The sequence below is a fragment of the Micromonospora wenchangensis genome (assembly GCF_002210435.1).
Lineage (GTDB): Bacteria > Actinomycetota > Actinomycetes > Mycobacteriales > Micromonosporaceae > Micromonospora > Micromonospora wenchangensis.
This window is the reverse complement of record NZ_MZMV01000014.1, coordinates 22,683-45,554: the sequence shown is the minus strand read 5'-3', so window position 1 is coordinate 45,554 and position 22,872 is coordinate 22,683. Positions and strand designations below refer to the sequence as shown.

Sequence of the window (22,872 nt, the reverse complement as noted above, 5' to 3'; positions counted from 1 at the left end):
ACGGACGGCGGGCCCGGAGCCGGCTGGCTCCGGGCCCTGAGGGCGTCCGCGGTCAGGAGATGGCGCAGGTGATGTTGCCGGGCGGCGGGGTGCCGTTGCCGGTGGCGGTGAACCCGAACGTGGTCGAGCCGTTGGGTGCCAGCGCGCCGTTGTAGGCGGCGTTGCGGACGGTGACGTTGCCGGTGGTGCCGGTGTTGACACCGTTCCAGACGCTGCTGATCGCCTGGCCGCTGCCCAGGCTCAGGCCCACGGCCCAGCCGGTGATCGCGCCGGAGCTGGTGTTGGCCACGGTGACCTCACCCTGGAAACCGCCGGGCCAGCTGTTGACCGCCTTGTAGGTGGCGGTGCAGCCGCCGGGCCCGCTGGTGGGCGGAGGCGTGGTCGGCGGAGGGGTGGTCGGCGGGGCGGTGGTGGGCGGCGGGGTCGTCGGCGGAGCGGTGGTCGGCGGGGGCGTGGTCGGCGGCGTGGTGGACTGGAACTGGCTGAAGAAGCGCCAGATCTCCCCCGAGGTCCAGGTCCGCGAGTCGTTGGGGGTGCCCGACCCGTCGACCGGGCTGGGGGTGTGGTCACCGTCGAACGCGGCCCACTGCACCGGGAAGCCGGAACGGCAGCCCGAGTAGACGGTGGTGATGTGGGTGAAGCTGTTCAGGGCCGGTTCGCGCGGGCTCTGTGCGGTGCACCCGTTGTTGCGGACGAACGTGTCGCGCAGCGAGCGGCCCATCGAGATGTTCAGCACGCTGTCGTGGGTGCCGTGGATGCCGAAGTACGGCACCGGCTGGGTACCGCCGTTGCACCCACTGAGCTGGGCACCGGACAGCACGGCGACCGCGCGCACGACGGTGGGCCGGGCGCAGGCCACCGCGTAGCTCATCGCGCCGCCGTAGCTCCAGCCCAGCACGAACCGCTGGGTGGTGTCGACGCACAGGTCGTTCTCGACCTGCCGGAGGATGTCGTCGAAGAGGGTCAGGTCCCGGCCGTTGGTGTTGGCCCAGCCGGCGTCGATGCCCTGCGGGGCGACGAAGATCGTGCTGTTGTTGGACAGCGGCAGCAGGCCGTAGTAGCCGGCCGAGGAGACGTTCTGCGCCGAGCCGTTCAACCAGTGGAAGCCGACGACCAGCCGGTACTGGCGGTTGCGGTCGTAGCCGTCCGGAATCCGCAGGATGTAGCTGCGGTTCTGCCCGCTGCTGGTGATCGTGCGCGTCCCGTTGCTCAACGTGGGGGCCTTGCCGCAGCCCGCCGTCGCCGCGAGGGTGCCGTTCGTCGCCGCCTCCGCCGTCGCGGAGAGGCCGCCGTTCAGCGCGCCGCCGACGGTCGCCGCGAGCAGGACGGCCGCGGCGGCGATGGTCGGGAGTAGGTGTCTGTGTCTGACCATTGCTTGGCTCCTTGCCATGGGTCTGGAGTCCCGGTGGTGATACGCGGAGTCGACCCGGCGATGACCGGCGGGGACGGCAGGATGCGGTGGACACCCGCACCCCGTCTCCTCGCCCCGGGCGGGGCGACTCGGGTGGGCGGACGCGCCCGTTCGGCGCGGACGGCACGACGGCTCGGTGGAGCGGCCCGGATCTGGTCGTCGACCGGCAGGGCGGCGCGAGGGGGTGCCCTCGTGTGCCGCTGCCAACGGACTCCGACGACGGGAAGCGTGCCCTTCGCTCCCGGCCGAAAGATAGCAGGTTATCGATAACATACTCAACCGGACGGGCGGTTCCGGTCGCCGGAGCGGGTGTGTCGCCGCACCGCGGGACCAACCGGATCCCCCGCCCGGCCGGAGCCGGCGCACCGGCCCGGTCCACCCGCGACGACCCGCCCGCCGTCGGCCCGGCGGCACCGTCCCTGCTGGTCAGCGGCCATGCCATCGGGGACCACCAGCGGATCGGCGAGCGCCGGGCACACCCTCGAACCGCCCCGTCGGCGACCGGGACGGACCCGCACCGGAACGGCTCGACCGGCCCCGGGACCGACAGCGGCCGTCGAAACTATCGGCGGGGCGGCCCGTAACTTTCTGGATCCGGCCCCGGCCGACGCATGTGACCGTTAACGGCGGCGGGCAGCCGCTCGCGGGCGACCCGGCAGCCGCCCGGTCGGGACGGACGCCCGACCGGGCGGCGGGTCCGGCCACCCGACCGCACCCGCCGCCGGCCCGGCTCAGTTGCTGGCGAGCGCCTCGGTCGGCGGCAGGGCGGCGGCCCGCATCGACGGATAGACGCCGGCCACCACGCCCACCACCGCCGCACCGCCCAGCCCGGCCAGCGTCGAGCCGAGCGGAATCACCACCGGCCACTGGTGGTAGGCGGCGTAGCCGGCGGTGACGGCCAGCCCGAGCAGCGTCCCGACGATCCCGCCCAGCGACGCCAGGGCCACCGACTCGGTGAGGAACTGGCTACGGATCTGCCCCCGGTGCGCGCCGAGCGCACGCCGCAGGCCGATCTCGGCCCGCCGTTCCAGCACCGAGATGACCATCGTGTTGGCCACCCCGATCCCACCCACCAGCAGCGCCACCGCGGCCAGGGCGAGGAACAGCGACGAGAAGGCGTTCTCGGTGGCGCGCTTCGCGGCCAGCGCGTCGGAGGGGCGGCTGACCAGCACGTCGGCCGGGCTCTGCGGGCTGACCGTCTCGGGCAGCACCGCCCGGACCTGCTCCACCGCCGGCTCCAGCGACCGGACGTAGAGCACCGTGGGATGCCCGTCGAAGCCCAGCTCGGACTGCGCGGCCGGCCAGCCGACCAGCACCGACCGGTCGATGTCCGGCAGCAGCGGGACGGCGGCCAGGATGCCGACCACGGTGAACCACCTGTCGCCGATCAGCACCTGCTGGCCGGGCCCACCCCCTGCGGGCACGTCGCGTACGCCCAACCGGGCCGCCGCGACCGCGCCGAGCACCACGGTGGGGAAACGCTCTGTCGCCGGGGTGAGCCAGCTGCCGTGCTGGACCCGGGCGTTGATGATCGGGAGCAGGTCGAGCCGGCTGGCCAGCACCGTCAGACCGGAGCCGTCGTCGGGGTCGGTACGGTCGGAGCGGCGGACCAACCGGTGGGTGTTGGCGACCGCGCTGACGCTGGTCACCGGCCCCACCCGCCGGACCATGGCGGTCGACTCCGTCGGCAGCAGCGCCGGCGGGTCCTGGTCGGGCAGCGCCCGCACCTCCAGCATGTTCGTGCCGAGCGCGGAGAGTTCCCGCATCAGCTGGGCCTGGCTGGAGGCGGGGATGCCGGTGACCACGATCATCGTGGCGATCCCGATGGCGATGCCGAGCGCCGACAGCGCGGCCCGGGTGCGCCGGGTACGGATGCCGAGCAGCCCCAGCCCGAGCAGGTCGGTCACGGCCAGCCGGACCGGCCGGGCGGCCTCGCGGGCCGTACCCGGATGCGCCCGGTGCGTACCCCCGGTGGTGGGTGTGCTCATCGGGGCGTCACCACCCGGCCGGAGTCGGCGACCAGGTGGCCGTCGCGCAGCTCCACCCGGCGGGGCAGACGGGCGGCGATGTCCCGGTCGTGGGTGATCACGGCGATGGTGGTGCCCTCGGCGTGCAGCCGGTACAGCAGCTCCAGGACGGCCTGGCCGGTACGGGTGTCCAGCGCGCCGGTGGGTTCGTCGGCGAGCAGCAGCGCCGGCTGGTGGACCAGGGCACGGGCGATCGCCACCCGCTGCCGTTCCCCGCCGGAGAGCTGGTGCGGCAGGTGGGTGACGCGGTGCGCCAGGCCGACCCGGTCCAGCGCCGCGAGGGCCAGCGGCCGGCGGTCCCGGCGCGGCACCCCGGCGTAGAGCAGGCCGGTGGCGACGTTCTCGGCGGCGGTGAGCCCGGCGGTGAGGTGGAACTGCTGGAAGACGAAGCCCAGCCAGCGCCCGCGCAGCGCGGACAACTGCCGGTCGGAGAGCCCGGCGACGTCGAGACCGCCGAGGTGCACCGTGCCGGAGGTCGGCCGGTCCAGCGTGCCCATGATGTGCAGCAGGGTCGACTTGCCGGAGCCGGACGGGCCGACGATGGCCAGCATCTCACCCTCGGTGATATCGAGCGAGACGCCGGCGAGGGCGGTGACCCCGCCCGGGTAGCGCATGGCGGCGTCGCGTACGGCCAGCACGGTCACGAGGCGGTCACCACCGCGAGGTCCTCGGTGATCCCGTCGCCGGAGACCTCCACCATGCCCTTGGCGAACATGCCGGTGGTGACGGCGACGAACCGTCCACCGTCGGCCAGTTGCAGCGCGTAGCCGCCCTCGCTGAGCGCCACCAGCGCGCCGACCGGTACGGCGAGGACGCCCTCCCGGGTCTCGCCGGCCAGGTCGACCTGCACGTCGGCGGCGTCGATCCCGCTCAGGTCGTCGTCCACGGTCACCGTGACGGCCCGCTTCGGCGTGGCGGTCGGGCCGGGGTCGTCCTGGGTGACGGCGGTGGCGACCGCCGAGACGGTGCCGTCGACGGTCTTGTCGCCCGGCAGCGTCACCGTCACCCGGTCGCCCCGCTGGATCGTGCCGGCCTCGGCCACGTCGGCCTGGACGGTGATCACCTTCGCGGTCGGCGTGACGGTCAACAGCGGCGTCTCGGCGGGGTCCCCGCGCAGCGCGGTGACGGCGTCGACCCGGACCGCGCCGGGCAGCACGGCCACGTCGCCGACGGCGATCCGGCCGGTCACCGGCAGTTCGGCGTCCTGCTGCCACCGCTTGATGGCCCGCATCAGCGAGCCGGTCAGCACCCCCTCGCCCTTGCGGACGACGACCCGGGCCGGGGCCGCAGCCGTCGGCATGGGGGCCGCCGCGCCCTGCCCGGACGTGCCCCTGCCCGGCTCCGGTGCCGTCTGCTGCCCGGCGGGCGGGGCGGAGGCGGCGGACTTCACCGGTCGGGAGACCTTCTCCCCGGGTACGGGCTGGTAGCCGATCTCGTATCCCAGCGCCTTGAGGTTGCTGGCGACGACCCGCACGTCGCGGCCGACCGTGCCGGGTTCGGCCAGGTCGCGGTAGAGCGGCAGGCCGCCGTAGAACAGCGGCACCGGCTGGTCGTCGATCCGGTAGAGCTGCCTGCCCCGGGTGACCGTCGCGCCGGCCGGCGGCAGCCAGGTGACCGTCCCGCTCCGGCCGCCCTTCACCGGCTCCGCCCGCCCGTACCCGAGGGTGCCGGTCAACGACACGGTGGTGGCGAGGTCGGTCCGCACGACGGTGGTGGTCTGCACCGGTACCGGCGGGTCCCCGCCGGCCGTGGCCGGACCACGGTGGACGGACCAGACGACGCCGCTGGCGACGACCGCCACCACCAGGGTCAGCACGGCCGGGACGACGACGCGTCGACCGGTACGGCGCGGTGGGCTCTGTGCTGGTGACTGTTCTGTTGACACGCCGCGAGCATGGCGACGGTTCTTCAGAAACCTGTCAGGTCCGGGGATTCCACACGGGTTCCTGACATCCCGCCCCGACCGTGGGCAGCATGTCGCACACGTTCGTCACCACGGCCCGTCGCTTCGCCCTACCGGCACTGGTGCTCGGTTGCCTGCTCGCCGGTTGTTCCGCCGCACCGACCGACGACCGGGCCGACGGCTCACGGGTGGCCTCGGTACAGAGCCCGACCGCCCGCGCCGGCGGCCCCGCCGACGTCGAGGACCAGCGCCCGCTGATCCCCCTCGACGCCACCAACGACGAGATCGAGGCCCTGCGGGCGGCCTGGGGGCGGTGTGTGGCGAAGGAGGGCGGCCCCGGCTACGAGGACGGCCGGAGCGTGATCTGGAAGGAGAGCCAGAACGACCCGAAGGCGAAGCGGGTACGGGCGGCGTGCCGGTCGTCGGAGCCGGAGTTCTTCGAGGAGCGCCAGAAGCGTACGGACAACGCGGCGTTCCGGGACAACCAGCGCGAGTGGTACAAGTGCGCCAAGCAGGCCGGTTACCGGTTGACCGCGCCCGACGAGGACGGCGAGTTCGGGCTCACCGAGGTCGGCCCGAACGGTGACTTCCAGTCGCCCAAGATGACGGCGTGCCGGCGGGAGGCGTTCAGCCGGTGACCGGGGCGTCGGGCGACCCACCAGCTCGACATCCACCGTTCGGCTGGCAATTCCACATCCGTTCGGGTAGCGTCGCGTCCAACAAATGGACTACATGACGCGGTGACCATGCCCGTGATCGTGACCCTGCGACAGCGCGCAGCCCGTCCGCGTGCTCCGGCGTCAGCCGATGAGTCGCCTCCGATCAGCGGGCACCTGCGGAAGGTCCAGCATGCTCAGCACCTCCGAACCGGTCCTCGACCCGAACGGCACCGCCGCCGACGACCTGGTGGCAACGATGGCAGCCCTGCCGGCCGACGATCCGCGTCGCCCGGCGCTGCGGGCCCGTGCCATCGAGGCGTGGCTGCCGCTCGCCCGGCACCTGGCCCGCCGCTACTCCGGGCGCGGCGTCCAGGACGACGACCTCACCCAGACCGCGGCGGTCGGGCTGATCAAGGCGGTCGACCACTTCGACCCGGCCCGGGGCGTCGCCTTCACCGGGTACGCCGTGCCCACCGTCATCGGTGAGATCAAGCGGTACTTCCGGGACCGCACCTGGTCGGTGCGGGTCCCCCGCCGGCTCCAGGAGCTGCGCCTGGCGATCAGCGAGGCGAACGGCACCCTCGCCCACACGCTGGGGCGGTCGCCGACCGTCGCCGACATCGCCGGCTACCTCGACCTGTCCGAGGAGACCGTCCTGGAGGGCCTGGAGGGGGCCCGCGCCTACCGGGCGACCTCGCTGTCCACCCCCATCGGCACCGACGGCGGCATGGAACTCGCCGACACCCTCGGCGGCGAGGACCACGACCTCGAACTCGTCGAGATCCACGTCGCCCTCGGTCCCGCCCTCGCCGCCCTGCCGGAACGCGAACGCCTGATCCTGACCCTGCGGTTCCACGGCAACCTGACCCAGTCGGAGATCGCCGACCGGGTCGGCATCTCCCAGATGCACGTCTCCCGGCTGATCGGCCGGGCGCTGGCCACCCTGCGCGGCCGACTCACCGACGGGTGAGTACGGCCGGCGACCACGGGTAATCCGCGCCCATGGCGCGCTACACGAAACCCGAGCTGCGCGAGCAGCTCAAGGAGGAGATCCGGGCCGGCGACCGGGGCGGACGACCGGGCCAGTGGTCGGCCCGCAAGTCGCAACTGCTGACCCGCGAGTACCAGCAGCGCGGTGGCGGCTACCAGGGCCCCCGGGACGAGCGGCAGCAGTCCCTGCGCCGCTGGGGCGACCAGAAGTGGCGGACCAGACAGGGCACCACCCGGGCCCGGCACGACGGTGAGACCGACAGGTACCTGCCCGACAAGGCGTGGAAGCAGCTCTCCCCGCAGCAGCAACGGGCCACCGACGCGCGCAAGCGCCGGGCGTCGACCTCCGGCCGGCAGTACGTGGCCAACACCGGCCCGGCCAGACGCGCACGCCGCAACGTCACCTCGGGTGGCTCGCTGACCGAGCTGACCGTGGCCGAGGCGACGAAGCACGTCCGCGATCTCGACACCGCACAGCTCAGGGCCGCCCTGCGCGCCGAGCGCCGGGGCAAGGGCCGCACGACGCTGATCCGCCGGCTGGAGTCCGCGCTGAACCGCCGCTGACCGGACCGACCATCCGGCCACGTCGGTCGGGCCACCGCCCGTACGGTGGCCGGGGCGTGACCGCCGCCCGTCCGGTCGCCGTGAGGCGGCCGGCACCGGGAGTGCATATGCTCGACGCGTGGAGGACAGCGAGCAGATCGTGCTGGCCGAGATGCTGCAGTCGGCCGAGGACGCCGCGCCGGTCGAGGCGGTCGAGGCGGTGACCGGGGCGATCGCCACGGCGCTGGACGCGCTCGGTGTCTCCCTGCTGATCGCCGATCTCAGCGGTCGGGCCCTGGTCCGGCTGACCCACCAGCCGGGCGTCGCCGGGCCGGGCCGCCGCCAGGGCGAGGAACTCGCCGAGTTGCTGCCCTTCGACGGCGGCCCCTACGAGCAGGCGGTCCGCCACCAGGTCCCCCGGGTGCTTCCCGGCGACGGCCGGTGGACGCTGCTCGCCCCCGTCACCGAGCGTGGTGAGGCCATCGGCCTGCTGGAGATCGACCTGCCCGACGAGCCGGACGCCGAGGTGATCGAGCGGGTCGCCCGTACCGCGCACGCGCTGGCGTTCGTGGTGATCGCCAACCGGCGGCACACCGACCTGTTCGAGTGGGGGCAGCGCAGCACCCCGTTCACCCTCTCCGCCGAGATCCAGCGTCGACTGCTGCCCGCCTCGTTCACCTGCGAGGCCGGGGCGTTCGCCCTGTCCGGCTGGTTGGAGCCGGCCGCCAGCGTGGGCGGGGACACCTTCGACTACAGCGTGGCCCGGGACGTGCTGCACCTGAGCGTCACCGACGCGATGGGGCACGGGGTCGCCAGCGCGCTGACCGCCACCCTCGGGGTGGGCAGCCTGCGCAACACCCGCCGCCGAGGATTGGGCCTCACCGGGCAGGCCGACGAGGCCAACCGCGCCATCGCCGAGAACGCCAACGTCCGCGGCGCGTACGTGACGGCGGTGCTGGGGCGCATCGAGTTGGCCACCGGGCGCTGCGAACTGCTCAACGCCGGGCACGTCCCGCCGATGCTGGTCCGCGACGGCCGGACCACGCTGCTGGAGCTGCCCGGCAACTTTCCGCTTGGCATGTTCCCCGAGGCGGGGTTCCGCAGCGGGGAGGTCGTCCTGCGGCCCGGCGACCGGCTGGTCGTGGTCACCGACGGGATGCGCGAACGCAACGCCGCCGATCTCGACCTGCCCGCCGCCCTGCACGACGTCGCGTCGTTGCACCCCCGCGAGGCGGTCCGGGCGCTGTCGGACGCGGCGCTGGCCATCGCCGGCCCGACCCTGGCCGACGACGCCACCCTGATGATCATCGACTGGTACGGCGACCACGGGCCGCGCCGCAGCTCCGCCGGCGCGGACACCGGCCGGGCCAGTTCCCGGCCCGGGTGAGGACGCTCACGCCGCCGGGGCCGCCGCCTCGGCGTCGCGCACCGTGTCGAAGACGGTGATGACCTGGTCGACCGAGGTGATCGACAACACCGTGCGGACCGACCGGCGCACCCCGGCCAGCCCCAGCCAGCCGCCGCGTTCCCGCAGCTCACGATAGGCGACCACCAGCGCGCCGAGGCCGCTGGAGTCCATGAACCCGACGCCGGTCAGGTCGACCACCACCACCCGGGTGCCGCCCTCGACCACTTCGCGTAACCGTTCCCGCAACTGGGGCGTGGTGCTCATGTCCAGGTCGCCGACGACTTCGACCACCGCGCCGGCCCCCTCCCGGCGGGTCGACAGCGCGAATCCCACCTGAACCCCCTTCGTCGAGCGTACCGGACATCCGGTGACGCGGTACCTCGTACCCACGGTGCCAGAAACCGAACATGAGCGCTCGGAGACGTCCGCCGGGTACGTCCCGGCGGCAGCCGGCGACTCGACGAGTGGCGTAAGGACCGGGGCCGCGGCTCCTACGACTGTCGTGACCTGCGTGAGCCCCCGGGAGCAATTGCGTACGGCTTGCCGCGCAAACGCGTACATAGCTCACCTGGACGTCTTGACCAGCACCGCATCGTCGGTACGGTCCTTACTCACGCGACGCGTTTCTCCCGATGTGGACGTCGCGGCTGGTCTTCGATCGGAAGGCGACACATGACAATTCCCCCAACCACCAGGGCACGCCGGGGTCGACGGACCCTCGGCCTGATAGCCGCGGGGCTGCTGCTGGCCGGCGCGCTCCCCGGCACCGCGGCGGCGGCGGACCCCGATCCGCGCGTCGGCCTCGGCGGCGGCTGGCTCGACGCACAGTCCGCGGTCAGCAATCTGGAACACGTCGCGCACCGCGACAAGCCCGCCGGATTCGTCGACCCGACGAACCCGGGCAACGGCGGGTACTACAACTCGGATCTCGCCTTCGGCGGCCGGTACGCCTTCCAGGGCAACTACAACGGGTTCACCGTCGTCGACATCGCCGACCCGGCCGAGCCGACGCTGGTCACCAGCGTCGTGTGCCCCGGCGGGCAGGGCGACCTCTCCGTGCACGGCAACCTGCTGTTCATGTCGGTCGAGGAGAGCCGGGGCAGGGTCGACTGCGGCACCAACCCCAACGTCGGCACCCGGTTCCAGGGGGTGCGGGTCTTCGACATCAGCGACGTCCGCAGCCCGGTGCAGGTGGCGGCCGTCCAACTCTGCCGTGGCTCGCACACGCACTCCGTGGTGACCGACCCCCGCGACGCCGACAACATCTACGTCTACGTCTCCGGCACCACCTCGGTGCGCCCGGCGACCACGATGGAGGGTTGCAACAACAACGCCGCCGACGGGGAGAACCCGTCGCGGTGGCGGATCGACGTCATCAAGGTGCCGCTGGCCGCGCCGCAGGACGCCGCCGTGGTGAACCAGCCGAGGCTGTTCCAGGACCCGGTCACCGGCCGGGTCGACGGCCTCCAGAACGGCCCGGTCACGCCCCGGCACCCGTCCGGGTCGACCTGGTCGCCGACGCCGAACACCAACGCCTGCCACGACATCACCGCGTACCCGGAGATCGGGCTGGCGGCCGGCGCATGCCAGGGCAATGGCATCCTGATCGACATCTCGGACCCGGCGAACCCGAAGCGGATCGACGAGGTGGCCGACCCGAACTTCGCGTACTGGCACTCGGCGACGTTCAACAACGACGGCACCAAGGTGATCTTCACCGACGAGTGGGGCGGTGGTAGCGGCGCGCGTTGCCGGGACACCGACCTGCCGCAGTGGGGCGCCAACGCCATCTTCGACATCGTCGACCGGAAGCTGACCTTCGCCAGCTACTACAAGCTGCCGGTGCCCCAGTCGTTGCAGGAGAACTGCGTCGCGCACAACGGCTCGCTGATCCCGGTGCCCGGCCGCGACGTCATGGTGCAGGCCTGGTACCAGGGCGGCATCTCGGTGTTCGACTTCACCGACTCCAGGAACCCGCACGAGATCGCATACTTCGACCGGGGCCCGGTCAACCCGAACGCCCTCGTGCTGGGTGGCTTCTGGTCGGCGTACTGGTACAACGGCAACCTGTACGGCAACGAGATCGCCCGGGGCTTCGACGTGTTCGCGCTGAAGCCCAGCGCCCACCTGTCGGCGGCCGAGATCGAGGCAGCCGCCCAGGTGAAGCTCGCCGGGTTCAACGCACAGGGGCAGCCGAAGATCAGTTGGACGCCGAGCTTCGCGCTCGTCCGCGCTTACCACGACCAGGGGGTACGGGCCGGCGCGATCGACCAGGCGTTGAGCGCGGAGGTCGACACGGCCCTGGGCCGGGCCAGCGGGTTCGCCGCCGAGGGCAGGCGGTTCGCCGCCGAGACCCAACTGCGGACCCTCGCCGACCGGCTCGACGCCACGGTGTACGGGACGCTCCGCCAGGCCTTGGTGGACCTCGCGGACACCTTCAACCCCCGGGTCTCCGCCACGGTGGGCCCGGCCGAGCCGACCGGTAACAACGGCTGGTACACCGATGCCGTCACGCTCACCCTGGCCGGCCTGATCCCCGGCATGTGGACCGGCCAGTACTCCGTCGACGACGGCGTGACCTGGGTGGACGTGCCGGCCAGCGGCGTCGCCACGATCAGTGCCGAGGTAAAGGGGTCGGTGCGGTACCGGGCGGTCGACGCGGCCGGCAACACCTCCCGGCAGGGCAGCCAGTGGCTCAAGATCGACCGGACCGCCCCCGAGGTGCAGGTGTCCGGGCTGACCGAGGGCACGGCGTACGGCGACTCCGGCACGGTGACGGTGGACTGGACGGTCACCGACACCGGCTCCGGGCCCGGCATCAACCCGGACAGCGCGCTGCTGGACGGCAAGCGGGTCGCCCGGGGCGCCACGGTCACCCTGTCCGGCCTTCCGCTGGGCAGCCACACCCTGACGGTGACCGCGAAGGACAAGGCCGGTAACACCACCAACCGGTCCGTCACGTTCACCACCACGACGTCCTTCGCCGACCTGCAGGCCCTCGTCGACGGTTACCGGTCCGCCGGCACCGTCAGCGCGGGCAACGCCGACAAGCTGACCACCAGCCTCGGCAAGGCCGCCGCGGCGGCCGGTAGCGGCCAGCCGGCGGAGGCGGTCACCCAGCTGACCGCCTTCCTCGACCAGGCCCGCGCGCTCAACGCCATCGGCGCGCGCAACCTGCTGGTCCGCGACGCCCAGGCGCTGATCGACCAGTTCGACAGGTGACCCGCCCGGCCCGACCGGGCCCACGGACCGCCTGAACCCGGGGCCTGCCCAGTGATGCTGGGCAGGCCCCGGCCGTTCCGGCACGGGCCGGCGACGGGGGCTGGACCGGCGAACGGGCAGGAGCCGACGGGTCTTGGCCGGCGACCGGGCACGGGCCGGCGGGCCTTGGCCGGCGACCGGGCCTGGGCCGGCGACCCGGTCAGCCGAGCTTGGCCAGCATCTGCTGCATGCGCTGGATCTCGATGCCCTGGTCGGCGTTGACCTCCCGGGCGAACTGGTCGCTCGCCGGTTCCAGGCCACCACCGGCGGCGTACAACTGCTCCACCATGGTCAGTGCGCCCTGGTGGTGGCGGATCATCGCGGTGAGGAAGAGCCTGTCGAACTCCGTCCCGCGTGCCTGCTTGAGCTGCTCGAACTGGGCGGCGGTGAGCATCCCCGGCATGAGCGCGTCATGCGCCGCCCCGTCGTGCGGGCCGGCGGCAGGCACGTTGCGCTCGGCGAGCCAGGTACGCATCCGGGCGATCTCGTCGCCCTGCGACACCTCGATCCGCTTGGCCAGCAGCGTCACGTCGGGGCTGGTGGTGCGCCCGGCCAGCAGCGCGGTCATCGCCAGGGCCTGGGTGTGGTGGGGGATCATGCCCTGCACGAACCGGCTGTCGGCGGCGGTGAACCCGGGCGGCGAGACCTGCGACAGGTCGGTGCCGGACAGTTGCCGGCCCGGCTGCCCGGGTGCGCCGGGCTGTACCACCCGGGACGTCGGCGGTTGGTACGCCGGGTCGTCCCGACCGGCCCAGACGGCCACGCCCACCGCCGTGCCGAGGACGGCCGTGGCGACCACACCGGAAACGACCACGCGACGGGGCAGCGGCACGGTTCACCTACCAGTCCTGGCTTGAGCTGCGCGGATTCCATGGGCATAGTGCCTCACCCCCGACCCCGCCCACCAGCCCACGAGCCGGTGGATTCGACCCACCCCCGGTCGACTTTTGCACAACCATCGAAAAGTTTCCCCGAATCGATCCAAAGTGCTAGTGTCTGCGATCAATCTTCGGTGTGACGCATTCCATACCGAACCGCCAACGGGAGAAAGTGGCGCGGTCCCCCGGCCGGGCCCACCACCACTGGAGGCACCATGACCACCCCGCACCGGCGGCGCAGATCCGCGCTCGTGGCCGCCGGCACCGCCCTGGCGACCGCCCTCGCCACCGGGTCCGTCGCCCCGGCCACCGCCGCCCCCGCCGCCGACCTGCCACCCCAGGAACCCGGCGTCACCCTGCGTACGTACGACATGGGCACCCCGCTGTCGGCGCTGTGCACCCTCAAGCCCGCCCAGACGCCCAACGTCGACAAGCTGATGCCGCAGGTCAACTGGAGCAGCACCGACGACTTCGGGCTCTCCGACCGGTTCGTCAGCCACGTCACCGGCAACCTCGCCGCACCCGTCGACGGCACCTACGCCTTCCGCCTCACCAGCGACGACGGCTCCCGACTGAGGATCGGCGACACCGTCGTCGTCGACCACGACGGACTGCACGGGGAAACCGCCAGGGAGGGGTCGGCCACCCTCACCGCCGGCCGGCACCCGCTGCGCATCGAGCACTTCGACGACGGCGGCGGCCAGGTGCTCCGGCTGGAGTGGCGTCCACCGGGCAGCACCGACTTCACCCTCGTCCCGACCTCCGCGCTGAGCACCGACGCCGGGGTCGTCCGGGTCACCGCGCCCGGCTGGAAGTACTGCGAGGGCGCCACCGACTCGGCCGGCGACGGCCTGCCGCTCGACCGGGTGCACCCCGGCTACACCCTCACCGACATGCGCCCCGACGGGTTCCGGCCGCAGGTCACCGGGATGGCGTTCCGGCCCGACGGCGCGCTGGTGCTGAGCACCTGGGGCGGCACCGACAACGCCACCGGCGAGATCTGGGTGGCCGAGGGGGCGACCGACGCGACCGGTCCCGACCAGGTCACCTACCGCCGGTTCGCCGACGGGCTGCGCGAGCCGCAGGGCGTCGCCGTGGTCGACGGCACCGTCTACGTCAGCCAGAAGCACGAACTGACCGCGCTGCGCGACACCGACGACGACGGCGTCGCCGACGACCGGCGTACGGTCGCCACCTGGCCGTGGGGCGGCAACTTCCACGAGTTCGCGTTCGGCCTGCTCTACCGGGACGGGTTCTTCCACCTCAACCTGTCGGTCGCGATCAACCAGGGCGGGGCCACCACCGTGCCGCAGCCCGCGCCGAACCGGGGCACCTCGATCAAGGTCAACGCCCGGACCGGCAAGATCACGTACGTGGCCGGCGGACTGCGCACCCCGAACGGGATCGGCTGGGGGCCGCGCGGCGAGGTCCTCGTCACCGACAACCAGGGCGGTTGGCTGCCCGCGTCCAAGCTGGTCCAGATCCAGCAGGGGGCGTTCTTCAACCACTACACCACCCCAGACGGGCCGTACGACGACAAGCCGGTGAGCCGGCCGATCGTCTGGCTCCCGCAGAACGAGATCGGCAACTCCCCGTCCAGCCCGGTGCTGTTGACCCAGGGCCCGTACGCCGGGCAGGTCGTCGTCGGCGACGTCACCTACGGCGGCCTGCAACGGGTGTACCTCGACGAGGTCGAGGGGCAGTACCAGGGGGCGGTGTTCCGGCACACCCAGGGCCTGGAGGCCGGCGTCAACGAGGTCACCCTCGGCCCCGACGGCGCGCTCTACGTAGGCGGCGTGGGTGCCGGCGGCAACTGGGGCCAGGAGGGCAAACTCAGCTACGGCCTCCAGAAGCTCACCCCCAACGGCACCTCGACCTTCGAGGTCAAGCAGATGCGGGCCACCGCCAACGGGTTCGACCTGGAGTACACCGAGCCGGTCTCGGCCGAGACCGCCGCCCGGCTCGCCGAGGCGTACCAGGTGACGCAGTGGCGCTACGGGGCGACCAGCCAGTACGGCGGTCCCAAGCTCGACCTGGAGAAACTCACAGTGACCAGGGCGGTGCTGGCGGCCAACGGGCGGACCGTCCGGCTGCGCATCCCCGGCCTCAAGGAGAACCGGGTGGTGCACGTCCGCTCGCCGCGCCCGTTCTCCGCCGCCGACGGCGAGCAGTTGTGGAACACCGAGGCCTGGTACACGCTCAACGAGATCCCCGGCCGGGTGGCCCAGCCGCAGACGTTCTTCGAGGCCGAGGAGGGTCGCACCGTCGGCGTCGGGATGGCCACCGACCACGCCGCCTACTCCGGTGCCGGCTTCGCCGCCGGGTTCGCCGACGACGGCGCGTCGACCCGGATCTCCGTCGACGTCCCCGAGGCCGGCAACCACGACCTGGCGATGCGCTACAGCAACGGCCCGAACCCGTTCTCCGGCCCCAAGCAACTCAGCCTGTACGTCAACGGCAAGCGGATCGAACAGACCGTCTTCCCGTCCACCGTCACCTGGGAGGAGTGGGGCACGGTCACCACGAAGGCGCACCTGCGGCGCGGACGCAACATCGTCGAGTACCGCAAGGAGAGCGCCGACTCCGGGCACGTCAACCTCGACGTGCTCGCCGTCCGGCCACGCGGGGAACGGATCACCCTGTTCGACGGCGGTGACCTCACCGAGTGGCAGCACACCGACGGGCGCGAACCGGAGTGGACGCTCGACGGCAACACCATGACCGTACGCGGCGGCGACCTGCGTACCGTGCAGGCGTTCGGCGACTTCCGGCTGCACGTCGAGTTCAACCTGCCGCTCTACCCGCCGGAGGTGACCGGCCAGCAGCGCGCCAACAGCGGCGTCTACCTCCAGGACCGCTACGAGATCCAGGTGCTCGACTCGTTCGGCATCGACCCGCCGCAGAACAACGACGCCGCCGCCATCTACACCCAGAAGGCGCCCGACGTGAACGCGGCCCGACCGCCGCAGACCTGGCAGACGTACGTCATCGAGTACCGCCAGGCCCGCTACGACGCGGCCGGCGTCAAGGTGGCGAACCCCCGGGTGACCGTGGTGTGGAACGGCGTCACCGTGCACGACGACGTGGAGATCCTCGGCCCGACCGGCGGCAGCCGGCCCGAGGGCCCGGCGGCCGGCGCGATCCGGCTCCAGGACCACGGCAACCCCGTCCAGTACCGCAACATCTGGATCAAACCGCTGGACGGGTGACCCGGGCCCGGCGGGGGACGCGGCCGGGACCGCCGTGGCGGTCCCGGCCGCTTCGCGTCGCGGGTCGGCCGGCCGTCGCCGTCTGCGTGGACCGCCCGAAGCTGCTAGGAACCCCGCGTCGACGGTACCGTCCTGATCGGACAGTAGGACAGGACGACCGAAGGGGCGAGCCATGACGTCGGCGTGGTCACCCGCTCCCGTCGGGATCGATGCCGACCGCTGGGTGACCCGGTCGGGCTGCCACACGGTGCTCGTCGTGACCCACACCCTCGCGAGCTGCCACCGGTTGCTCGACGTCATCGGATACGTCGAGAGCGACCCCCGGGTGCAGGTGGTCTTCACCATCGCCCCGGACGTCTTCAACCACCGGGTGGAACAACTCCTCGACGGGCTCGGCGCGCTCGTCCTGCCCTGGCAGCAGGCCGTCCGGGAACGCTTCGACCTCGGCCTCGCCGCCGCCCACGGCGGACTGCACCAACTCCACGCGCCCCTGCTGCTGCTGGCCCACGGAGCCGGGCGCAGCAAGCGGGTGCGTTCCGGCCCGACCGCTGGACCGGCACCCGCCGACCGCCCCGTCTACGGTCTCGACGCGCAACGGCTCACCCACGACGGACGGGTGCTCCCGGCGGCTCTCGCCCTCTCCCACGAATACGAGGTGGAGGTGCTGCGACGGCAGTGCCCGCAGGCGCTCGGGACGGCGGTGGTCGTCGGTGACCCCTGCGTCGACCGGCTCGTCGCCAGCCTGCCCCGCCGCCCGGACTACCGGCGGGCCATGGGGCTGGACGAAAACCAGGAACTCGTGGTGGTCGCCTCCACCTGGGGCCCGGACGGCAGCTTCGGACGTTGGCCCGACCTGCTACCGCAGGTGATGGCACAGCTCCCGGCCGAGCGCTACCGGGTCGCCGCGCTGCTGCACCCGGCGATCTGGGCCGCCCACGGGCACCGCCAGATCCGCGCCTGGCTCCGGAGCTGCCTCGACGCCGGGCTGCTGCTGCCCGGACCGAGCGAGGACTGGCGGCCCCCGGTGGTCGCCGCCGACCACGTCATCGGTGACCACGGCTCCGTCACCGCCTACGCCGCCGCCGTCGGACGTCGGACCCTGATGCTCCCCGCCCCGGGGCCGACGCCCGCCCCCGGTACGCCGCAACATCTGCTCGCCCTCCACGCGCCCCGGCTGGACCCGCACCGGCCGCTGCTGCCCCAGCTCGCTCTCACCGGCGGGATCGACCCGGCGGCGGTGCTGGGCGCGTTGACCGCCCGCCCGGGCGACGCCGCGGCGCTGCTGCGGCGCACCATGTACCGCCTGCTCCAGCTCACCGAGCCCGACCGGCCCCAGCGGACCGACCCGGTGCCGGTGCCCCGCCCGAGCGACCGGGACACCGACCCGGCCGGGTGACCCCGTCGTCCGGTGCCGGGCCAGCCGGCCACCGCCCCGCGCGACGGCCGCGCTCACCCATCCCGCGTCGGGCCCCCGGGCAGGTGGGGCAGCGGCGTCACCGGCGGACGCCACTCCAGCAACAGCGCCGTCGCGTCGTCGTCGACTTGCCCCTCCTGGTAGGCGACCACCGCGCGCACCAACCGGCGCATCGTCTCCGGGGTGGCCAACCGGTCGTTGAGGGCGCGGTCGACGAAGTCGACGAGCCGCGTCAACCCGAACCGTTCCCCGTCCAGGCCGCGCGCGTCGGTGATGCCGTCGGTGTAGGCGAGGATGCGGTCGCCGGGGTGCAACTCCTCCTCGTACACCTCGGGGCGGCGGGTCGCCAGGTGGCCCAGGCCGAGCGGGAGGGCGGTCGGGCCCGGCAGCTCCCGGATCGCCTTTCCGTCGCGCAGCAGCAGTGCGCCCGGGTGGCCGGCGTTGATCACCCGGAGTCGTCCGGTGCTCGGCTCCAGCTCGACCAGGAGCGCCGTGGCGAACAGGTGCGGGTGCTCGGAGCGTATCCATTTGTCGATGCTGAGGGCCGTGTCGACCAGGTCGAGGCCGCAGCGGCGGGCGTTGCGGTAGGCGCTGACCGCGAGGGAGGCGAGGGTGCTGGCCTTGATGCCGTGCCCGCAGGTGTCGAAGAGCCCCACGCTGAGCACGTCGCCGTTGAGCGCGTAGTCGAAGACGTCGCCGCCGACGTCGTAGCACGGTTCGAGGATGGTGGTGAGCACCATGTCGTCCGTGGCGAAGGTCAGCGGCGGCAGCAGCCCCCAGAGGATCTCGGCGGCCACCTGCATGGGCAGCCGCCGTCGTAGCCGTTCGACCACGTCACCGTACGGTCGGCGGTTCACCACCAGTTGCCCGACGCAGGTCGCCAGTTCCCGCGCCGGCCCGTCCAACGCACGGTCACCTGCGGCCGGTGAGACGATCTCCAGGACGCCCATCCGTTCGCACCCGACCAGCAACGGAACCCAGATCCGGTCCGGGTTGTCGGTCGCCCGCTGCACGTCGAGACCGGTGAACGCCCTACCCGCGAGGGTCGTCTCGATCGACAGGCTCTCCCGGACCGGCCCGGCGCCGAGCAGCGGCACCAGGCTGGCCTGCTGGTAGTCCGCCAGGTAGATCACGATCTCGGTGGCGTCCACGGCCGGCGCGACGCGGTTCACCAGCAGCGGCAGGTCGTCCGGCCCGCCCCGGGGTGCGGCGAGCTGGAGCCAACGCACCGCGTCACCCGCGTCGACCATTTAGCTGAGCCTCCCCCACGTTGTCCTCCACACCGTAGGAGTCCCGGGGGCAACCCGCCACCGGCCGATACGGGGGCACAGCGGACAGGGAGAATGCCGGTGGCGGACATCTCCGTCCGCACGAACGAGGGAGGCAGCGGCGTGGTCGTCGCAGGGCTCGTCCTGGCCGGCATCGCCGGCCTCATCCACGTCTACATCTTCTACCTGGAGTCCGTCGTCTGGACCGGTGCACGGGCCCGCGCGGTCTTCGGCACCAGCCGCGAGGAGGCGGAGGTCACCCGGCAGCTCGCCTTCAACCAGGGCTTCTACAACCTCTTCCTGGCCGTCGCGGTGGTCGTCGGCATCGTCGCGTACGCCGTGGGCGCGCACCCGGTCGGCGCGACCCTGGTCTTCGTCGGCGCGGGGTCGATGGTCGCCGCCGGTCTGGTGCTGCTGGTCTCGGCACCCTCGAAGGCCAGCGCCGCGCTCAAGCAGCTCCTCCCCCCGCTGCTCGCCGTCGTCGCCCTGGCGGTCGGCCTCAGCCTCGGATAGGAGGGGGACAGCGACGCTCGGTGATGTCTTCGTACGATGCTGCCTTCCGTGATGGTGATCCGGGGGTCCAGCCGCAAGAGCAACACCGACGGCCTGATGGTCGTCGCGGCGGTGGCCGCCGAGGCGCTCGGCCGGGGCGCGGCCTGAGACCGGGCCGCGCCGGTCAGGGGCGGTAGCGGTAGCCCATGCCCGGCTCGGTGATCAGGTGCCGGGGCCGGGCCGGGTCGTCCTCCAGTTTGCGCCGCAACTGCGCCAGGTACTGCCGCAGGTAGTTGGTCTCCTGCTGGTACTCCGGCCCCCACACCTCGTGCAGGAGCTGGCGTTGGCTGATCAGCTTCCCGGGGTGGCGCAGCAGCCGTTCCAGCACCGCCCACTGGGTGGGGGTGAGCCGGATCTCGGTGCCGTCGTCCCGGGTGACGGTGCGGGTGGCGAGGTCGACTGTGTGCCGCCCCACCCGGGCGGTCGCCGTCGCGTCGACGGGTGAGCTGGCGAGGCGGCGGGTGACGGCGCGGATGCGGGCGAGGAGTTCGTCCACCCCGAACGGCTTGGTGACGTAGTCGTCGGCGCCGGCGTCGAGGGCGGCGACCTTGTCCGCGCTGCCGGCCCGGCCGGAGAGCACGATGATCGGGATCGTGGTCCAGCCACGCAGGCCCCGGATGACCGCCACGCCGTCGAGGTCGGGCAGGCCCAGGTCGAGCACCACCAGGTCCGGCGGGTGGCCGGCGGCGGCCTTCAGCGCGGCCGTGCCGGTCCCGGCGACCTCGACGTCGTACCCCCGGGCGCGCAGGTTGATCCGCAGCGCGCGGAGGATCTGCGGTTCGTCGTCGACGACCAGGATGCGGGTCACCGGTCCGGCCTCTCGTCGGCGGCGGGTAGCCGCAGCACCATGGTCAGCCCTCCGCCGGGGGTGGTCTCCGGGGTGATGCTGCCACCCATCGCCTCGGCCAGCCCCCGGGACAGGGCCAGCCCGAGCCCCACCCCGGTCTGGTTGTCCCGGTCGCCGAGCCGCTGGAACGGCAGGAAGACGTGCTCCCAGCGGTCCTCGGGGATGCCCGGTCCGGTGTCGATGACCCGCAGCTCCACCTGCCCGGCGTGGGCGCTGGCGGTGATCGTGGGGGGCCGGCCGGCCGGGCTGTGCCGCAGCGCGTTGGCGACGACGTTGACCAGCACCCGTTCCAGCAGGCCCGGGTCGGCGTCGACGGCCGGCAGGTCGGCGGGGATGTCGGTGCGCACCTCGGCGGCGGCCGGCCCCAGCTCGTCCAGGGCCAGCGGTACGGCGTCCTCCAGCCCGACCGCGGTGCGGGTGACGCCCAGCGCGCCGGCCTGCAACCGGCTCATGTCGAGCAGGTTCGCCACCAGCCGGCCGAGCCGGTCCAGGGACTCGTCGGCGGTGGCGAGCAGTTCGGCCCGGTCCTCCGGGTCGAACTCGACGTCCGGGCTGCGCAGGCTGCTCACCGCCGCCTTCGCCGACGCCAGCGGCGTACGCAGGTCGTGGCTGACGGCGGCGAGCAGCGCGGTGCGCAACCGGTCGGCCTCGGCGAGCGGCCGGGCGGTGGCGGCCTCCTCGGCGAGCCGTTCCTGACGCAGCGCGACGGCGGCCTGCGCGGCGAACGCCTCGACGATGCGCCGGTCGGCGGCCTCCAGCCGACGGCCGCTGAGCACCACGGTCAGCCGCTCGTCGACCGGCACCGTGGTCTCCCCCGCGCCGGGGCTGCCCGCCGGGTCCACCCCGACGCTGGCGACCCGACGCCACACGCCCTCCTCGTGGGCCCGTCCGGGCCGGCCCTGCGCGTCGGGGGCGAGTTCCAGCACGCTGACCGCGCGCAGCGCGAAGGTCTCCCGCAGCCGGTCCAGCAGTGCCGGCAACGGTCGCTCGCCGCGCAGCACGCTGCCGGCGACGGTGGCCAGGGTCTGCGCGTCGGCGGCGGCGCGGGCCGCCTCCCGGGTACGCCGGGCCGCCACGTCCACCACCCCGCTCACCGCGACCGCCACCGCGACGAAGACGCCCAGCGCGAGCAGGTTGTCCGCCTCGGCGATGGTCAGCGTGCGGTACGGCGGGGTGAAGAACCAGTTCAGCAGCAGCGATCCGCCGAGCGCGGCGACCAGCGCCGGCCACAGGCCACCGACCAGCGCCACCCCGACCACCCCGGCCAGGAAGATCAGGATGTCGTTGGTCAGGGTGAGGTCCGGCAGCACCGACAGCAGCAGGGTGAGCAGCGGCAGGCCCAGCCCGGCGAGCGCGAACCCGAGCAGTCGACGCCGCCGGGACAGCGCCGCCGGGACCGCCGCCCCGCGTCGGCCCCGCCCGGCCTGCGGGTGGGTCACCAGGTGCACGTCGATCGCCCCGGAGCGGGCCGTGGTGGTGACGCCGACGCCCCGGGCGAACAGGTGGGCGAACCGGCCGCGCCGGCTCGCGCCGAGCACCAGTTGGGTGGCGTTGACCCCCCTGGCGAAGTCGAGCAGGGCGGCCGGGACGTCCCCGCCGAGCACCTGGTGGTAGCTGCCGCCGAGGCTCTCCACCAGGACCCGCTGCCGGGCGAGCTGGGCCGGGTCCGCCCCGGCCAGCCCGTCGTTGCGGGCCACGTGCACGGCGAGCAGGTCGGCGCCCTTGCTCCGGGCGGCGATCCGGGCGGCCCGGCGGATCAGCGTCTCCCCCTCCGGGCCGCCGGTGAGGGCGACGACGACCCGTTCCCGGGCCTCCCAGGTGGCGGAGATGCCCTGCTGGGCCCGGTACCGGTCGAGCTGGTCGTCGACCTTGTCGGCCAGCCAGAGCAGGGCCAGCTCGCGCAGCGCGGTGAGGTTGCCGACCCGGAAGTAGTTGCCCAGCGCGGCGTCGATCCGGTCGGGCCGGTAGATGTTGCCGTGCGCCATCCGCCGGCGCAGCGCCTCCGGGGTCATGTCGACCAGTTCGACCTGCTCGGCGGCGCGCACCACGGCGTCCGGGACGGTCTCCCGCTGGGTGGTGCCGGTGATCCGGGCGACCACGTCGTTGAGCGACTCCAGGTGCTGCACGTTGACCGTAGACAGCACCGAGATGCCCGCGTCGAGCAGTTCCTGGACGTCCTGCCAGCGCTTGCCGTGCCGGGAGCCGGGCACGTTGGTGTGGGCCAGTTCGTCGACGACGACCAGCTCCGGGCGGCGGGCCAGCACGGCGTCGAGGTCCAGCTCGGTGAAGTCGGTGCCCCGGTAGCGCAGCGGGCGGCGGGGCAGCACCGTCAGGTCACCGATCATCGCGGCGGTCTGTGGCCGGCCGTGCGTCTCCACCAGGCCGACCACCACGTCGGTGCCCCGCTCGGCCCGCCGCCGGGCCTCCTCCAGCATCGCGTACGTCTTGCCGACCCCGGGGGCGGCACCCAGGTAGATGCGCAGTTCACCTCGTGGCACGCGT

17 protein-coding genes are annotated in these 22,872 nt (G+C 73.2%); 8 read left to right on the top strand and 9 right to left on the bottom strand.

Annotated elements, in window-relative coordinates; translation table 11 throughout:
* Positions 1 to 52: 52 nt before the first annotated feature.
* The 4 genes from B5D80_RS10935 to B5D80_RS10915 form a co-directional block, all read right to left on the bottom strand.
* Positions 53 to 1,372 carry a cellulose binding domain-containing protein gene (locus B5D80_RS10935; RefSeq protein ID WP_245854449.1) on the bottom strand — a complete coding sequence of 440 codons (1,320 nt, stop codon included), beginning with the start codon at positions 1,370 to 1,372 and terminating at the stop codon, positions 53 to 55.
* A 770-nt stretch (positions 1,373 to 2,142) separates the two neighbouring features.
* Entirely contained in the window at positions 2,143 to 3,399 is a 1,257-nt protein-coding gene (locus B5D80_RS10925) for an ABC transporter permease (protein ID WP_088643715.1), read from the bottom strand.
* Positions 3,396 to 4,052: an ABC transporter ATP-binding protein gene (locus tag B5D80_RS10920; protein WP_088643779.1), complete on the bottom strand. Its 657-nt coding sequence runs from the start codon at positions 4,050 to 4,052 to the stop codon at positions 3,396 to 3,398. The genes B5D80_RS10925 and B5D80_RS10920 overlap by 4 nt, the downstream gene beginning before the upstream one ends.
* Positions 4,053 to 4,078: 26 nt before the next feature.
* Positions 4,079 to 5,323 carry an HlyD family secretion protein gene (locus tag B5D80_RS10915; protein WP_211291456.1) on the bottom strand — a complete coding sequence of 415 codons (1,245 nt, stop codon included), beginning with the start codon at positions 5,321 to 5,323 and terminating at the stop codon, positions 4,079 to 4,081.
* Positions 5,324 to 5,412: 89 nt separating this feature from the next.
* Here B5D80_RS10915 and B5D80_RS10910 point away from each other — a divergent pair, with 89 nt between their 5' ends.
* From B5D80_RS10910 to B5D80_RS10895, 4 genes are all read left to right on the top strand, one after another.
* Positions 5,413 to 5,979, top strand: coding sequence for a hypothetical protein (locus B5D80_RS10910; protein WP_088643714.1), 567 nt, complete (start codon positions 5,413 to 5,415; stop codon positions 5,977 to 5,979).
* A gap of 211 nt (positions 5,980 to 6,190) precedes the next feature.
* Positions 6,191 to 6,970 carry a SigB/SigF/SigG family RNA polymerase sigma factor gene (locus B5D80_RS10905; protein ID WP_245854447.1) on the top strand — a complete coding sequence of 260 codons (780 nt, stop codon included), beginning with the start codon at positions 6,191 to 6,193 and terminating at the stop codon, positions 6,968 to 6,970.
* Between the two features lie 32 nt (positions 6,971 to 7,002).
* Entirely contained in the window at positions 7,003 to 7,554 is a 552-nt protein-coding gene (locus B5D80_RS10900; RefSeq protein ID WP_088643712.1) for a hypothetical protein, read from the top strand.
* Between the two features lie 118 nt (positions 7,555 to 7,672).
* Positions 7,673 to 8,920, top strand: a complete 1,248-nt coding sequence (locus tag B5D80_RS10895; RefSeq protein ID WP_088643711.1) for a PP2C family protein-serine/threonine phosphatase — start codon at positions 7,673 to 7,675, stop codon at positions 8,918 to 8,920.
* A 6-nt stretch (positions 8,921 to 8,926) separates the two neighbouring features.
* On the opposite strand, the gene B5D80_RS34260 is transcribed toward B5D80_RS10895, so the two are convergent.
* Positions 8,927 to 9,274, bottom strand: a complete 348-nt coding sequence (locus tag B5D80_RS34260; protein WP_245854444.1) for an STAS domain-containing protein — start codon at positions 9,272 to 9,274, stop codon at positions 8,927 to 8,929.
* 339 nt (positions 9,275 to 9,613) lie between these two features.
* On the opposite strand from B5D80_RS34260, the gene B5D80_RS10885 reads away from it, so the two are divergent.
* Entirely contained in the window at positions 9,614 to 12,163 is a 2,550-nt protein-coding gene (locus tag B5D80_RS10885; protein ID WP_088643709.1) for an FIMAH domain-containing protein, read from the top strand.
* A gap of 199 nt (positions 12,164 to 12,362) precedes the next feature.
* Here the strand turns inward: B5D80_RS10885 and B5D80_RS10880 are convergent, their stop codons facing one another.
* The gene (locus B5D80_RS10880) at positions 12,363 to 13,034 is read right to left on the bottom strand and encodes a DUF305 domain-containing protein (protein WP_144081638.1); all 672 of its coding nucleotides are present in this window, start codon (positions 13,032 to 13,034) and stop codon (positions 12,363 to 12,365) included.
* A 261-nt stretch (positions 13,035 to 13,295) separates the two neighbouring features.
* Here B5D80_RS10880 and B5D80_RS10875 point away from each other — a divergent pair, with 261 nt between their 5' ends.
* On the top strand, positions 13,296 to 16,289 hold the full coding sequence (locus B5D80_RS10875) for a 3-keto-alpha-glucoside-1,2-lyase-like domain-containing protein (protein ID WP_088643707.1): 2,994 nt from the start codon (positions 13,296 to 13,298) through the stop codon (positions 16,287 to 16,289).
* 256 nt (positions 16,290 to 16,545) lie between these two features.
* Entirely contained in the window at positions 16,546 to 17,685 is a 1,140-nt protein-coding gene (locus B5D80_RS10870; protein ID WP_144081637.1) for a hypothetical protein, read from the top strand.
* A 53-nt stretch (positions 17,686 to 17,738) separates the two neighbouring features.
* Here the strand turns inward: B5D80_RS10870 and B5D80_RS10865 are convergent, their stop codons facing one another.
* Positions 17,739 to 18,953, bottom strand: a complete 1,215-nt coding sequence (locus tag B5D80_RS10865; RefSeq protein WP_088643705.1) for a PP2C family protein-serine/threonine phosphatase — start codon at positions 18,951 to 18,953, stop codon at positions 17,739 to 17,741.
* A 99-nt stretch (positions 18,954 to 19,052) separates the two neighbouring features.
* Between B5D80_RS10865 and B5D80_RS10860 the strand changes: the two genes are divergently transcribed.
* Positions 19,053 to 19,484: a DUF1304 domain-containing protein gene (locus tag B5D80_RS10860; protein ID WP_245854442.1), complete on the top strand. Its 432-nt coding sequence runs from the start codon at positions 19,053 to 19,055 to the stop codon at positions 19,482 to 19,484.
* 163 nt (positions 19,485 to 19,647) lie between these two features.
* On the opposite strand, the gene B5D80_RS10855 is transcribed toward B5D80_RS10860, so the two are convergent.
* Both B5D80_RS10855 and B5D80_RS10850 read right to left on the bottom strand, forming a co-directional pair.
* Positions 19,648 to 20,331 carry a response regulator gene (locus tag B5D80_RS10855; RefSeq protein WP_088643704.1) on the bottom strand — a complete coding sequence of 228 codons (684 nt, stop codon included), beginning with the start codon at positions 20,329 to 20,331 and terminating at the stop codon, positions 19,648 to 19,650.
* The gene (locus B5D80_RS10850) at positions 20,328 to 22,868 is read right to left on the bottom strand and encodes a DUF4118 domain-containing protein (RefSeq protein WP_088643703.1); all 2,541 of its coding nucleotides are present in this window, start codon (positions 22,866 to 22,868) and stop codon (positions 20,328 to 20,330) included. The genes B5D80_RS10855 and B5D80_RS10850 overlap by 4 nt, the downstream gene beginning before the upstream one ends.
* Positions 22,869 to 22,872: the final 4 nt, after the last annotated feature.